The organism is Thauera linaloolentis 47Lol = DSM 12138 (genome assembly GCF_000310205.1).
Lineage (GTDB): Bacteria > Pseudomonadota > Gammaproteobacteria > Burkholderiales > Rhodocyclaceae > Thauera > Thauera linaloolentis.
In genome coordinates this window covers 12,803-25,402 of sequence record NZ_AMXE01000026.1, presented here as the reverse complement: position 1 = coordinate 25,402, position 12,600 = coordinate 12,803, and the positions used below count along the sequence as shown (strand labels likewise).

The 12,600-nt window shown below is 62.1% G+C and carries 13 protein-coding genes; 6 read left to right on the top strand and 7 right to left on the bottom strand.

Features of this window, described 5'->3' with window-relative positions; translation table 11 throughout:
- The first annotated feature begins 3 nt into the window (after positions 1–3).
- Complete coding sequence (dndA, locus tag C666_RS08975; protein WP_245603930.1) at positions 4–1,128, top strand: cysteine desulfurase DndA; 1,125 nt, start codon at positions 4–6, stop codon at positions 1,126–1,128.
- Between the two features lie 55 nt (positions 1,129–1,183).
- Here the strand turns inward: dndA and C666_RS08970 are convergent, their stop codons facing one another.
- From C666_RS08970 to C666_RS08955, 4 genes are read right to left on the bottom strand one after another with little or no spacing between them, the layout of a single operon-like run.
- A complete protein-coding gene (locus C666_RS08970) occupies positions 1,184–1,708 on the bottom strand; it encodes a DNA phosphorothioation-associated 4-like protein (RefSeq protein ID WP_004337190.1) in 525 nt (174 codons plus the stop codon).
- A 2-nt stretch (positions 1,709–1,710) separates the two neighbouring features.
- A complete protein-coding gene (locus C666_RS08965; protein ID WP_004337188.1) occupies positions 1,711–3,723 on the bottom strand; it encodes an AAA family ATPase in 2,013 nt (670 codons plus the stop codon).
- Entirely contained in the window at positions 3,723–3,929 is a 207-nt protein-coding gene (locus C666_RS08960) for a hypothetical protein (protein ID WP_004337186.1), read from the bottom strand. Before C666_RS08960 ends, C666_RS08965 begins: the two co-directional genes overlap by 1 nt.
- A 45-nt stretch (positions 3,930–3,974) precedes the next feature.
- Positions 3,975–6,545 (bottom strand): DNA phosphorothioation-associated putative methyltransferase, encoded by a 2,571-nt coding sequence (locus tag C666_RS08955; protein WP_028792274.1) that lies wholly within the window; start codon positions 6,543–6,545, stop codon positions 3,975–3,977.
- A 122-nt stretch (positions 6,546–6,667) separates the two neighbouring features.
- Between C666_RS08955 and C666_RS08950 the strand changes: the two genes are divergently transcribed.
- Positions 6,668–6,886 carry a hypothetical protein gene (locus C666_RS08950; RefSeq protein ID WP_211206732.1) on the top strand — a complete coding sequence of 73 codons (219 nt, stop codon included), beginning with the start codon at positions 6,668–6,670 and terminating at the stop codon, positions 6,884–6,886.
- A gap of 137 nt (positions 6,887–7,023) precedes the next feature.
- On the opposite strand, the gene C666_RS08945 is transcribed toward C666_RS08950, so the two are convergent.
- Both C666_RS08945 and C666_RS08940 read right to left on the bottom strand, forming a co-directional pair.
- On the bottom strand, positions 7,024–7,449 hold the full coding sequence (locus C666_RS08945; protein ID WP_004337182.1) for a type II toxin-antitoxin system VapC family toxin: 426 nt from the start codon (positions 7,447–7,449) through the stop codon (positions 7,024–7,026).
- Positions 7,446–7,691 (bottom strand): type II toxin-antitoxin system Phd/YefM family antitoxin, encoded by a 246-nt coding sequence (locus C666_RS08940; protein ID WP_004337181.1) that lies wholly within the window; start codon positions 7,689–7,691, stop codon positions 7,446–7,448. Before C666_RS08940 ends, C666_RS08945 begins: the two co-directional genes overlap by 4 nt.
- Before the next feature lie 98 nt (positions 7,692–7,789).
- Here C666_RS08940 and C666_RS20430 point away from each other — a divergent pair, with 98 nt between their 5' ends.
- Positions 7,790–8,557 (top strand): DEAD/DEAH box helicase, encoded by a 768-nt coding sequence (locus C666_RS20430; protein ID WP_154666202.1) that lies wholly within the window; start codon positions 7,790–7,792, stop codon positions 8,555–8,557.
- Here the strand turns inward: C666_RS20430 and C666_RS08930 are convergent.
- Positions 8,494–9,327, bottom strand: a complete 834-nt coding sequence (locus tag C666_RS08930) for an aldo/keto reductase (protein WP_004337179.1) — start codon at positions 9,325–9,327, stop codon at positions 8,494–8,496. The two genes, C666_RS20430 and C666_RS08930, sit on opposite strands and share 64 nt — an antisense overlap.
- A gap of 149 nt (positions 9,328–9,476) precedes the next feature.
- On the opposite strand from C666_RS08930, the gene gmk reads away from it, so the two are divergent.
- Genes gmk through C666_RS08915 form a run of 3 tightly spaced genes read left to right on the top strand, consistent with a single transcriptional unit; the run spans position 9,477 to position 12,539 of the window.
- A complete protein-coding gene (gene gmk, locus C666_RS08925; RefSeq protein ID WP_004337177.1) occupies positions 9,477–10,091 on the top strand; it encodes a guanylate kinase in 615 nt (204 codons plus the stop codon).
- A gap of 2 nt (positions 10,092–10,093) precedes the next feature.
- Entirely contained in the window at positions 10,094–10,309 is a 216-nt protein-coding gene (gene rpoZ / locus C666_RS08920) for a DNA-directed RNA polymerase subunit omega (RefSeq protein ID WP_004337176.1), read from the top strand.
- A gap of 22 nt (positions 10,310–10,331) precedes the next feature.
- Positions 10,332–12,539 (top strand): RelA/SpoT family protein, encoded by a 2,208-nt coding sequence (locus tag C666_RS08915; RefSeq protein ID WP_028792276.1) that lies wholly within the window; start codon positions 10,332–10,334, stop codon positions 12,537–12,539.
- Positions 12,540–12,600: the final 61 nt, after the last annotated feature.

Genomic DNA, 12,600 nt, shown 5'->3' with positions numbered 1-12,600 from the left:
CCCGTGTATCTGGACTGCAATGCAACCACGCCGCTGGATCCGCAGGTCCGTGAGGTGCTCGTGCGCTACTTGACCGATGAGTTTGGCAACGAGGGTAGCCGCACGCACGAGTATGGTGCGCGGGCCAAGCAAGCCGTGCAGCGTGCTCGTGATCAGGTGGGGGCGGTGGTCGGGGTTAAACGCGATGAAGTGATCTTCACTAGCGGGGCGACGGAGAGTAACAACCTGGCGATTCTTGGCTTGAGAGAAGCCGGGCATGCGACGGGTCGCAAGCACCTGATTACGACAGCGATCGAGCACAAAGCTGTGCTGGAACCCTTTGAGGCTCTGGAGCGAGACGGCTTCGAGGTAACTCGCCTGGCCGTAGGGGCTGGAGGTTACGTCGAGCCGGATGCGCTCAAGGCGGCGCTGAGGGACGACACCTTGCTCGTGTCAATCATGCAGGCGAATAACGAGACGGGCGTCTTGCAGCCGCTAAAGGAGCTCGCGAGCGCGCTTGACGGACATCCCGCGTACCTTCATACGGATGCTGCGCAGGGATTTGGCAAGGATCTGGAAAGCCTTCGTGATCCACGTATCGACATGATTAGTGTGAGTGGTCACAAGGTCTTCGCGCCGAAGGGGGTTGGAGCTCTCATCACACGACGGCGGGGGTACGAGCGGGTGCCGCTCAAGCCGCTGGTTTATGGCGGCGGACAAGAACGAGGGCTGCGCCCAGGCACGCTGCCTGTGGCGTTGATCGCTGCGCTTGGTGAGGCTGCAGAGTTGGCGGTGTGTGACAACTCAGCGCGGTTGGCACGCTGCAAGGCCATTCGAGAGGTGGCGCTGGGTGCCTTTAGGGGGCTGAGCTTCAAGCTGACAGGCGAACAGACACGTGTGATGTCGCACGTGCTGAACGTGTCTTTTCGAGGGCTGGATTCCGAAGCGCTGATCGTGGCGCTGAAGGACTTGATCGCAATCTCGAATGGCTCGGCCTGCACATCAGCGAGCTACACCCCGAGTCATGTGCTCAAGGCGATGGGGATGACAGACGATCAAGCGAACGCCTGTGTCCGCATCAGTTGGTGTCACATGACGCCGGATGTCGACTGGGGGGCTGTGGCGGAGCGTATCCGCATGCTTTCTTGATTCAGATGGGTGGGCCCACGCCGCGTCGCGGAGTGCTGGGCCCAGCCGGTATCCCTTAGATACGGATGTCTTCTTCCTCTTCCTCCGCGAGTCGACGAGCTGCTTGGATGATGCGCGGCGTGGCCATCATGGCTTTTTCGATTTCGGCCCTGATGACCGCGAAGCCGGTCGAGTCGGAAGATCGCGACATGGCGCTGCGCAGGTACTCCAGCCCTCCTGCGGCATAGCGCTGGAACTTGCCTAGCAGCTCGTCCTCACGCTCGGGCCGAAGCAGCTCGAGATCGTTCGTGCCGATTAGCGGGATGAGCAGGATGAAGCTGGCAAGCGACGAGTTAACCAGTTTCTGCCGCTCGAAGATGTCGACGTTGATCTCGAGGCGCTGAGGGCCGACGTTCCGCTCTCGATCATGGATGAGACCAATTATGGCCGCGAGGACGATGGGCCCCGTGTTGAACGAGTACAGGGCAGAGTGGGAGGGCTTTCCGAGCGAGTCCTGCCCCTTGAGCATGCTCACCAGGTCGGCGAACTCGGCTGGCCAGTAGATCGTCTTGCCGGCCGTGAAAAGACTTTGCTGGGACATGGTCAGAACTCCAGGATGACGGATTCGTCGCGCTCGGCGTCGTATTCGTTGAGCGTAAGGACCCGGTCGTTGATGCGCATGGTCTTGACGGGCTTGTTGCCGCGAGGCCCTTGCTGTCTGGAAACGATGACGTAGCGCTTGCCGACATGGCGCTCGAGGGCCGCTGCAACTGCGTCGCCCCAAGCGGCGGAGGAGATCAGCAGGACCAGCTGCGTGGATTGGTTAGCCAGGTTCTCGGCAACGGAACCTTGGTACTCTGGGTCGAGCGCCGAGAAGGGCGCGTCGAGGACGAGCGGTGCGACGGTTGGTTCGGCCAGAAACTCGATTTTCTCTTGTGTCTTGCGGCCCGCAAGTGCAACCACCGCTGTGATGAAGGCGAACTTGAGCACTTGACCTTCACCAGTGCTCCGACCCACGTCCCGACCTTGAGCGTCGAGTAGCTCGACTTCGTAGGTCCTCGGGTTGATACGAGCGCTGTAATGCTTGGTCAAGTAGTTCGTCAGGATCCGGTTTAGCTCGATTTGCAGCAAGTTGAGCGCACGAAGTTCCTGCTTTTTGAGTGTGCCCGCGATGTAGTCTGTAAGTCGCTTGATCTTGTCGATCTGCTTCTTGACTGCGTCGCCGTGACCGAGCTTCTTGGCCGTGTTTTCGTACTGAAGCTTCAGATCACGCAGGCGGGCCTCGTTCTTGGTGACCTGGTCGTTGATGACAGCGAACTGTTGGGAGAGTTGGCGCGCATCAGTCGCAGCGGCGCTTCGTTCGCGCTCCAGCGTCTGAATCGAGTCTTCGTCAATCAGCTCGAGCTGACGTTTGATCTCCTTCAACTGATCATCAATCTCGGCGATTTCCGTGTCGTTTGTTTCGACGCGCCGCTGTAGGTCGGCCAGCGATGTGCCGTAGGTCTCTCTGGTTGCCTCGATGTCCTTGAGCAGGTACTGAATTGCACGGACGCGCTGGTTAAAGGCTGTGGTCGATGCACTGCGCATCAAGCTTTTGATCTTCGCTTCTTCGCATGAACCGTGATCGACCGGCCTTCCGCACACGCAGGTCGCGTCGCGGAGGATGTCCTCGACAAGCTGCTCACTGAAGGGGGCGGGTAGTCGCCCTGAGTTTTCCTTGAGGTGGAGCTGGTCCTGAAACGGCGCCGCCATTGACGCGATGAGCACGGCAGGAGCCGAGTCACCGACGTAACGGGCGATCCTGTCTTGCAGCTCCTTTTTGTTTGTGACGCAGTTCTTCCGGCGTGCTTCGAGCCTGCTGCGACTGTCCTGCAATGGCTTGCTCTTCGGCAGGTTTCTAAGCTCGCCCTCGAGCTTAGAAACACGGGCATCAGCGATCCCAAGCTGCTGCTCAAGGGCTTTCGCCTTGTCGCACTGCGCTGGAAGTATGTGCTCGATCTTCTCGCGTGCTTCTTGGATGGCGTCGAGTTCTTTCGAATTGACGGTCTTTGCCAGGCTGCTCTGCTTCTTGCTGAGGCAGCGGTCGAGGTCTTCCAGAAGTCGGTCAACCAACTCGAAGCCGAGCACCTTCCTCAATTCCTGGCGGAACTGCGTGCTGCCCGAGAGCTCGAGCTCGCCAATCGCCTCGGCGTCGAAGAAGAACCAGCGAGATAGACCCTTTGGGATGATCTTTTCGAGAAACTGCTGAGGACTGGTGAAGGGTTTGCCAACGCCGTCATCCAGCGGAATGACCTCTAGAGAAGAGAGGTTGCGCCCCGTAACCGTGCGTCTGGCAAGGTACTGCTTGTCCTCATGCTTGAACGTTACTTCGACGAAGCACTCAGCCTCCTTGTATTCGTCTCGCGCAGCCTTGTTGAGGAGCATCTCTACATTGGAGAGACGGGGTGTGAACTCGCCCGTCAGGCACCAGAAGATGGCGTTCAAGAGGTTCGTCTTACCCGCGCCGTTCTCACCGTGAATGACGGTGACCGAGTTTGCTCCGAGCGGGGCAAAGTCGATGGTTTGATCGCCGTAGAAACCGCGAAAGTTCCGCAGAAGCACACGTTGGAGAAACATCAGAAACTCTCCTTTTCGATTGCTTCAAGCAGGCGCTCCACTCGAACGTCGGTCGGCTTTGGTGCTCCGGGGCCGAGAAGATCCCGCTCGAGCATCAGGAGTCGCTGCGCTGCTGCGTGATAGATGCGGTCCTGTTGCGACATGCTTCCCAACTTCTCCGCCGTTACTTCGTCGGCGATATCTTTCAGTAGATTCTTGACGTCCATCGTCTAGGCTCTTCTTGTTGTTGAGTCGGATAGTTAATGCTGATGTCAACCGTTCGGCCACTCGAAGGCCGCAAACTTCTCGGGAGTGAGCGCTTTGGGTACAAGCCGCCCCTGACTTGCTGTCTGGCTCATCACTACGACTTGGTGGGTACCCTCTGGGCCATAGCTGATATGGATGGGTCGATTTGGGCCGTATATATATAGTCTATCGAATGGGATATTGTCTGTGATCCATTTGGCAACTTCCACCATGTCTTCGTCCTCGACCAAGAAGTCGATTGCAGCGCCAAGTCGCGAGCAGATCGGCTTGCCAGTGCGGCTCAGCTCGTGTCCGGCGTGTTGGTCCAGGTGCGGTGCGATCCGGCCCGGTATCTCTTTGGTCAGTGCGGCCGAGGCGAAACCGTAGGTCAGCCGGATCATTCCGAAGTAATCGATCACTGGGTCCAGGATGTTCGTTGCAAGCGCGTGAAGAGCGTTGAACGTGGCAGCCTGCTGGGGGACGTTGTGCAGTCTGGTCCTCTCCCAGGTTTCGCCGCACTCGATGAAGTGCCGAAAGGTGAAGTGCGCACCGCAGGGTTCGTCGAGGCTGGGGATCGTTGAGGACGGGGCAAGCGCATAGTTCGAGACTTCCAGCCGCCGCGATGCTAGTGCCTGCTGTAGTTGTTGCAGAGGAGGGCCAAAACCATCGGGGTCGAAGAGGCTCAATGCTTCCAAGTCTTCGTCGAAGCGGGACTGCTGCTCGAACATGCGATAGTCCTCGTTGAGGTAACGGGACTTAAAGTACAGGGGCGGGGGCTCATGGGGTGAGCCATAGACGAAGAAGTCGATGTCCTGATCGCGCAAGCGGATCTTGATCCGCTCGGTCATGAGGGGGATGGGCTGGCCGTCAAAATCGTCGAACTTCATCAGGCTCAATTTGCCCGAGCGGATGTGGATCTTGACGAGGTCGATCCCGTCGAGGTCGCCATAGAGGATCGAGCCACACCCCAAGTATACTCGCAACACGGCGGGTAAGCGCTCGATAAGGGATGCGTGGAGTTGCAGGTAGTCGCTCTCGACGTAGTAGCCCAAACCCTTCGCTTGTGCGGCACGGCAGGCGTCATCAAGTGTGGATGGGTCTGCGACGCTCAGCAGCAAGGCCTGGGCCGTGGCGAGGGCCTTCTGGTAGTCGCCGAAGTGCGCTTTGACGTCGCGCTGCAGGCTTTCATCGAGGTGGCTGTAGCGCTTCCGCTTCGAAAAGAGCTGGAGAGCGAGGTACACGAGAAGATCAGCGCGACGCTCGGCTGCCGCGAGCTCGAACTCTGCGGTGTCCTTGACCTCGAATACGAATCGAGTCGCGCGCCCCCACGAGCCGAAAGCCTCAACAGTTGCCGCGTAGTCTGCAAACTCGAATGGCTCGGGCGTGCGACCGAAGTTCAGCATTGCCTGCCACAGCGCGTCGACGAGGTCGTGATGCGCGGCGAGTTGTTGTTCACGTCTGGAAGGCCGTGGCACCCTCGGGCTGCGAGCTGCCTGTGCGCGGCGGTAGCCCAGTAGCTTCAAGGCATGATGGCTGCGTTGTCGGCCGTACAGGAATCGCTGCTCAGCCCCCTTATCTGCGAAAACGAACATGATGCCCGGCCCGACTGCGACGGCCTCAGTGTCGAGAACGGACTCGACGAACTCCTTGAGTTCGCTCTGGGTGAAATATTTCTGGAACGTTTGACGCCCCGTCAGGTAGCCATCCCGATAGGGTTGTCCGGGCGGTGGCGCGCTTCCATAAAGCATCGTCGAAACAACAAGCAGTTCTTCTGCAAGTTCGAATGCACCTCGCAGGGCGGCGATGCGCTCGTCGAAGTCCTCGATGACGTTGATGACGAAGCCGAGGTTGACGACCTTGGCGGGCCGCTGCTGCTGGTCGGGTGCGAAGTAGGGGTCCCAACCATTGGCTGCAATTCCGTTGCTGCGCAGTGCGGTCAGGTCGTCGCCACGACCGCAGCCATAGTCGAATAGGGTGGTCTCCGCGCCGAGTAGACCGTGTCGAGCTAGGGCCTGCATCGGGGCGGAGAGGCCCGCTCGACTTAGCGCGGTGCGGTGGCGCTGGATTTCCGCTGCCGTTGTGTCGAGCGTGTCGCCTTGGTCTGCCTCGGAGACGTCGTTACCTAACGGGAGAAGGGTGTGACCATCGAGATAATACCCGGCTGCGCGTATCTTATCTTCCCACGTGCGCTTGAAACCGATCAGGTGGTGGTCACCAAACAAGCCTAGCTGTTCAGCTTGAGTGGTCAGCGCGGCGAAGACTTCCCGCTCAGGGTGGTCGGGCGGAAGTAGAAGCTCCTTCCTATGCAGGATGGGCGGATTCAGAGAATCTACATACGAGCGATAACTCACTCGATCGCTGTCGAGATGGACGCGCCAAGTCTCCGCCAAGGCGGGGAACGGTTCTTCCAAGAAGGACGGATAACGAAGGAGGGAGACGGTGCGGTTGGAAGCCCCGATTTTGAAGACATTTGCTAATTCGAAGGCTTCTGCCGCGACACGTTGAGCTTGAGTTACCGCTTTGCGGAGTTTGTCTGGGAGGCTCTCCAGGTGTTGCCGATGAATATAGAGGTTGTCTCCGACGAGCTTTCCGATCATTGGCCGCATCTGCGTGTTCCGGATGGGATAGGGGGTGAGCTACTCGATTGTGTTAGGGGCAGGTGGGAGAGGGCGGCTAGCCCGGATATTCCACCATTATCCTAGTTGGCGCTGAATGGGGTGTGAGGCGGGATCAGGAAGAGGTCGTTGCCGCGATGCTGCGCCACGACGTGTTCGTCAGCGGCGCGACGGCCGGTGACAACGTGATGAGGGGCCAGCGCTCCGTCTACAACCGCGCCTTGCGGCAGTTCCCCGACCTGCCACTGAACCCGGTGGGCAACGTGAACATGAGTGGGATGCATAGGCGCGAGGTGGACGCGAACCCCGACAAGCTGCATTGACCGAACGGATGAAGGTGCTGGCGGCAGCCAAGCGGCGCTATGGCTATCGACGTAAGGGCGCCCCGTCCCCTTATCGCACGTGTGATGCTCCTGCGACGCGGATCTCGCAGGCATCTGGGATGCCGACTTGCCGCGGGTCAATTCGGGGCGAATGGTTGCACGCCCGCGGCCTGCGCTGTCTTCTTGAGGTCTGAGTCCAGCGTCGCAAGCGGTGAGCCGGTTCGCAGGGCCAATTCCAGGTACGCCGCGTCGTAGGCCGACAGCTTGTAGCGCCGGGCCAGATGCAGGGGGTCGCCCAAGGCGTGCGCCGCCGTGGCCGTATCCATTGCTATGTTCAACCGCCCCAGGAGGGCGACGAACTCTTGGGAACGGGCCTCGGTGAGCAGCCCTTTGGCTTCGCCCCTGGCGATGACATTGCCTGCCTCCAAAGCCCACAGCGATGGGACTAGCGCCTGCCGTTCCTGCAGTGCATCCAGCACGGTCTCGGCGTAAGCCACATCGGCAGGCTTGCCATCGGCCAGCAGCCAGCACATCGCCACCAAGTTGTCGAGCACGAAACTCATGCCCGGCCTTTGTTGATCAGCGCCTTGAGATCGATCCCCTTGACGGGCGGCGCCGCGCGTATGAACTGGCGCATTGCCTCGACGGCCGTCACGGCATCCGCTTGCTTGGTACCTTCGGCTGGCACCAGGTCAGCAACCGGTTCGCCACGCAGGGTGATCGTGTAGCGCTTGCCCGCCTGTACGCCGCGGAGCAACTCCGGCAGCTTGGTCTTGGCCTCATACGAGCCGATTTCAAGATTCATGGCATTCTCCGCTTAGGATAGACTAGTCATGGTGGAAACAAGGACGGCGTTTCGTCCGCATAGAATCGGCCTTCAGCCGTTCGCCGAAGGCGGCCCCAGTGATACAACGGCCACACGACACCGGTACTGGAGGTGTCGCTCCGTTACCTGTCGGCCCAATCAGTCTGGCCGCCGATACCGGCATCCAGGACGTCTTCAAGGAAATCGCCAAGGATGGCGATCGCACGAAAGCCATCGCGGATGCGATCGCCGAGGCTTTTGCCCAGGGGCGCAAGGTACTGGTGCTGACCGAGCGCATCGAACACCTGAATGCCCTCCAGGCCGCCCTGACGGGACGCATCCAGACGCTGTATGCGCTGCATGGCCGCATGTCTAAGAAGCAACGTGCCGCGCTGACCGCGGAACTGGACGCCATGGGCGCCGACGTGCCCCGCGTGCTGCTGGCTACCGGCAGACTGGTCGGGGAAGGATTCGAACACCCGCCACTCGACACTCTGGTGCTGGCCATGCCGATCTCGTGGAAGGGCACGCTGCAGCAGTATGCTGGTCGCCTGCGCCGCGCATACGCCGGCAAGCACCATGTGTGCATCATCGACTTCATCGATGTCGGCCACCCCGCGCTATTGCGCATGTGGGAACGCCGCAGACGTGGCTATCAAGCCATGGGCTACCAGATTTCGGCGGATGCCGTAAGCGATGCGTTGGCCTTTGATATGGCCGCACCTGAAGAAGGGGAGGTGCCACCTTATAGAATGCGAGCCACTGTGAAACGTGGATCGAGCAGTCCGTATCCGCCCCGAAATCAAATCATCTCCAACGGACCGGGACCGGCAGGCGGCGGAAAAATCCGATCCAACGCCGCCTGAAGCTTGGCGTCGACAACGACATCCAGCGCACCGAAGTTCTCTTCCACCCGGCTACGGCCTGTGGCCTTGGGAATGGCGATGACGCCTTTCTGATGGAGCAGCCAGGCCAGCGCCAGTTGGGCGGGGGTGACACCCCGTGATGCGGCAAGCGAGGCGAGTTCCCGGTTGCGCAGCAGCCGTGCCTGCTCCAGCGGCGAGTAGGCCATCACCGGCATGTTGCGCGCCTGGCACCAGGGCAGCAGGTCCCATTCGATGCCGCGCCGGGACAGGTTGTAGAGTACCTGGTCGACGGCGCAGCGTTCGCCTGCGGGTTCGGTGAACAGGGCTTTCATGTCGCGGACGTCCAGGTTGCTGACGCCCCAGTGGCGAATCTTGCCGGCGGCCCGCAGGCGCTCGAAGGCCTCGATGGTTTCATCGAGCGGAATCGAGCCGCTCCAGTGCAGCAGGTACAGGTCCAAGCAGTCCACACCGAGCCGTTGCAGGCTGCGTTCGCAGGCGGCGGGCATCGAGTGCCGGCCGGCGTTGTGCGGATAGACCTTGCTGACGAGAAAGACCTGGCTCCGCCGGTCACGGATGGCTTCCCCGATCAAGGTTTCGGAGGCGCCCTCACCGTACATCTCGGCGGTGTCGATCAGCCTCATCCCAAGGTCGATCCCGTGCTGCAGGGCGGCGATTTCGTCGGCGCCGCGCGCCGGGTCTTCGCCCATCATCCAGGTTCCCATGCCCAGCGCGGGGATGCGTTCTCCGGAAAGCAGTGCAAGGGTCTTCATGTCTTTCGCCTGTAGATTGCCTGCCCGATCCAGTCGGCACGGGCGGCCCATGCCGCGGACGCTGGCCGCAATCCGCCACGCCGTGCGCGTTACAATAGCAGCCTTCGCCCGCCTGCCTGGCGGTGTTTCCCGAATCTGCGAGAGCCTCCATGCCCGGTACCCTCTTCATCGTCACCGCGCCGTCCGGCGCCGGCAAGACCACGCTGGTGCGCGGCCTGCTGCAGCGCGATGCGCGCGTACAGTTGTCGATCTCCTACACCACGCGCGCGCCGCGCGCCGGCGAGCAGGACGGGCGGGAGTACCACTTCGTCGATGTGCCCACTTTCCGCGCCCTGCGCGATCGCGGTGAATTCCTGGAGTGGGCCGAGGTGCATGGCAACTACTACGCCACGTCCAGGGTGTGGCTGCGCGAGCAGATCGCCGCCGGGCGCGATACCTTGCTCGAGATCGACTGGCAGGGGGCGCAGCAGGTGCGCAAGGCCTTCCCGGAGGCGGTGGGGGTGTTCATCCTGCCGCCGTCGATGGATGAGCTGGAGTCCCGCCTGCGCGGGCGGGGCACCGACAGCGACGAGGTCATCAGCCGCCGCCTGCTGGGCGCGCGCGGGGAAATGCGGCATGTGGCGGAATTCGACTACGTTATAATCAACAACGAAATCGATGAGGCGCTGGACGATCTGGTCGCCGTGGTGCGCGCCGCGCGCCTGCGCTATCCCAATCAGAATCAGCGCCATCCCGAGTATTTCGACTTTTTGGAACAGGATTGAACATGGCCCGCATCACCGTCGAAGACTGCCTGAAGAGAATTCCCAACCGCTTTCAGCTCACGCTGGCAGCCACCTACCGTGCGCGCCAACTGACCATCGGCAGCACGCCGCAGATCGAGCTCGATCCGTCCGACAAGGACAAGCCTACCGTGATCGCCCTGCGCGAAGTCGCGGCCGGCAAGGTCGGGCTCGAAATGCTGAACCGCGGCCAGGCCTGAGCAGGGTCATGAGGGGCGACACATGGACGCGAGCAACCCGGGTGCCCCTCACCAGCCTTTTCGCCCGCCGCGGTCAAGCGTGCTGTCGCTCGACTTCCAGAGGCTGAAGGCCAAGCTGCTGACCTACCTGCGGCCCGAGGACGTGGGCCGCGTCGAGGCCGCCTACCATTTCGCCGCGGACGCCCATGCCGGGCAGTTCCGCGTCAGTGGAGAACCCTACGTCAGCCACCCGGTCGCGGTGGCGTCGCTGGTGGCCGACTGGCACCTCGATTCGCAGGCGCTGATCGCCGCGCTCCTCCACGACGTGATGGAGGACACCCACATCCCCAAGGCGGAGATCGCCGAGCGCTTCGGCAAGGTGTCGGCGGAGCTGGTCGACGGCCTGTCCAAGCTCGACAAGATCGAGTTCCGCTCGCACGAGGAAGCACAGGCCGAAAATTTCCGCAAGATGCTGCTGGCGATGGCGAGCGACTTGCGCGTCATCCTCATCAAGCTTGCCGACCGCCTGCACAACATGCGTACGCTGGACCACATGCGTCCGGCCAAGCGGCGCCGCATCGCCAACGAGACGCTCGAGATCTACGCGCCGATCGCCAACCGGCTCGGCCTCAACGACCTGTACCGCGAACTGCAGGAACTGTCGTTCAGCAACAAGTACCCGCTGCGCTACCAGGTGCTGGCCAAGGCCATCCGCGCTGCGCGCGGCAACCGCCGCGAGGTGGTGGGCAAGGTCAGCTTGGCGATCGAGGAGCGCCTGCCGCAATGGGGCATCACCGCCGAGGTCAACGGCCGCGAAAAGCATCTCTACGGCATCTACCGCAAGATGGTCGAGAAGCACCTGTCCTTTTCGCAGGTGCTGGACATCTACGGTTTCCGCGTCATCGTGAACGAAGTGTCGAGCTGCTACCTCGCGCTGGGCGCGCTGCATTCGATGTACAAGCCGGTGCCGGGCAAGTTCAAGGATTACATCGCCATTCCCAAGGCCAATGGCTACCAGAGCCTGCACACCACGCTGATCGGCCCCTTCGGCACGCCGGTCGAGGTGCAGATCCGCACGCGCGAGATGCACCACATCGCCGAGGCCGGGGTGGCCTCGCACTGGCTGTACAAGGAAGACGAAAAGACGTTGACCGAGCTGCAGCAGAAGACGCACTCCTGGCTGCAGTCGCTGCTCGAACTGCAGTCGGCCTCGGGCGAGGCCACCGAGTTCCTGGAGCACGTCAAGATCGACCTGTTCCCGGGCGAGGTCTACGTGTTCTCGCCCAAGGGCACCATCTTCTCGATGCCCAAGGGCTCGACGCCGGTCGATTTCGCCTACGCGGTGCATACCGACATCGGCAACCGCTGCGTGGCCTGTCGCATCAACGGCGACCTGATGCCGCTGCGCAGCGAACTGGGCAACGGCGACCAGGTGGAGATCATCACCGCCGCCCACGCCAACCCCAACCCGGCCTGGCTGTCGTATGCCCGCACCGGCAAGGCGCGGGCGCAGATCCGCCATTTCATGAAGAACGCCCAGCAGGACGAGTCCGTCGCGCTGGGCGAGCGCCTGCTCAACCAGGCGCTGCGGCCGCACGGCCTGACCCTGGGGCAGATTTCCACCTTCGCCTGGGACCGCTTCCTGCGCGACCGCGGCGTGCGCCACAAGAAGGACATCTTCTCCGACCTCGGCCTGGGCAAGCGCCTGCCGGCCATCGTCGCGCGCCGGCTGGCGCAGGCGCAGGACATGGAGTCGGGTCGGCCCGACGTCGTCAAGCCGAAGCCCGCGGGCGCGATCACGATCCGGGGGTCCGAGGGCATCGCGGTGCAGCTTGCGCGCTGCTGCCATCCGATTCCGGGCGATCCGATCATCGGCACGCTGCGCAAGGGGCAGGGGCTGGAAGTGCATACCCACGACTGCCCGAGCGTGGCCAAGCTGCGCGGCGACCGCGGGCGCTGGGTGGACGTCGAATGGGAGGCGGGCAGCGACGACCGTCTGTTCGACGTCGGTATCCGCGTGCTGACGCGCAATGCGCGCGGCGTGCTGGCGCGGGTGGCCAGCGCCATCGCCGAGGAAGATTGCAACATCCAGAGCGTGCACATGGACAACGAGCAGGGTGCCTACACCGCGCTCAACTTCACCCTGCAGGTGCGCGACCGCATGCACCTGGCGCGTGTGATGCGCGCCGTGCGCCGGGTGCAGGAGGTGGTGCGGATCGGCCGTGTGAAGGGCGACGGCCGGGCGTCCTGAGGTGTTGCGCATGCGCGCGCGTGACAGCGGCGCGTTTCCCCGCCTGCTGCTAGAATTGCGC

Excerpts from the sequence above, each read along its gene's own strand:
- C666_RS08970 (WP_004337190.1), bottom strand. The coding sequence starts at position 1,708 with ATGTCCCAGCAAAGTCTTTTCACGGCCGGCAAGACGATCTACTGGCCA.
- C666_RS08960 (WP_004337186.1), bottom strand. The coding sequence starts at position 3,929 with ATGGACGTCAAGAATCTACTGAAAGATATCGCCGACGAAGTAACGGCG.
- C666_RS08930 (WP_004337179.1), bottom strand. The coding sequence starts at position 9,327 with ATGAAGACCCTTGCACTGCTTTCCGGAGAACGCATCCCCGCGCTGGGC.
- C666_RS08965 (WP_004337188.1), bottom strand. The coding sequence starts at position 3,723 with ATGTTTCTCCAACGTGTGCTTCTGCGGAACTTTCGCGGTTTCTACGGC.
- C666_RS08955 (WP_028792274.1), bottom strand. The coding sequence starts at position 6,545 with ATGATCGGAAAGCTCGTCGGAGACAACCTCTATATTCATCGGCAACAC.
- C666_RS08945 (WP_004337182.1), bottom strand. The coding sequence starts at position 7,449 with ATGAGTTTCGTGCTCGACAACTTGGTGGCGATGTGCTGGCTGCTGGCC.
- gmk (WP_004337177.1), top strand. The coding sequence starts at position 9,477 with ATGCCCGGTACCCTCTTCATCGTCACCGCGCCGTCCGGCGCCGGCAAG.
- rpoZ (WP_004337176.1), top strand. The coding sequence starts at position 10,094 with ATGGCCCGCATCACCGTCGAAGACTGCCTGAAGAGAATTCCCAACCGC.
- C666_RS08940 (WP_004337181.1), bottom strand. The coding sequence starts at position 7,691 with ATGAATCTTGAAATCGGCTCGTATGAGGCCAAGACCAAGCTGCCGGAG.
- C666_RS08915 (WP_028792276.1), top strand. The coding sequence starts at position 10,332 with ATGGACGCGAGCAACCCGGGTGCCCCTCACCAGCCTTTTCGCCCGCCG.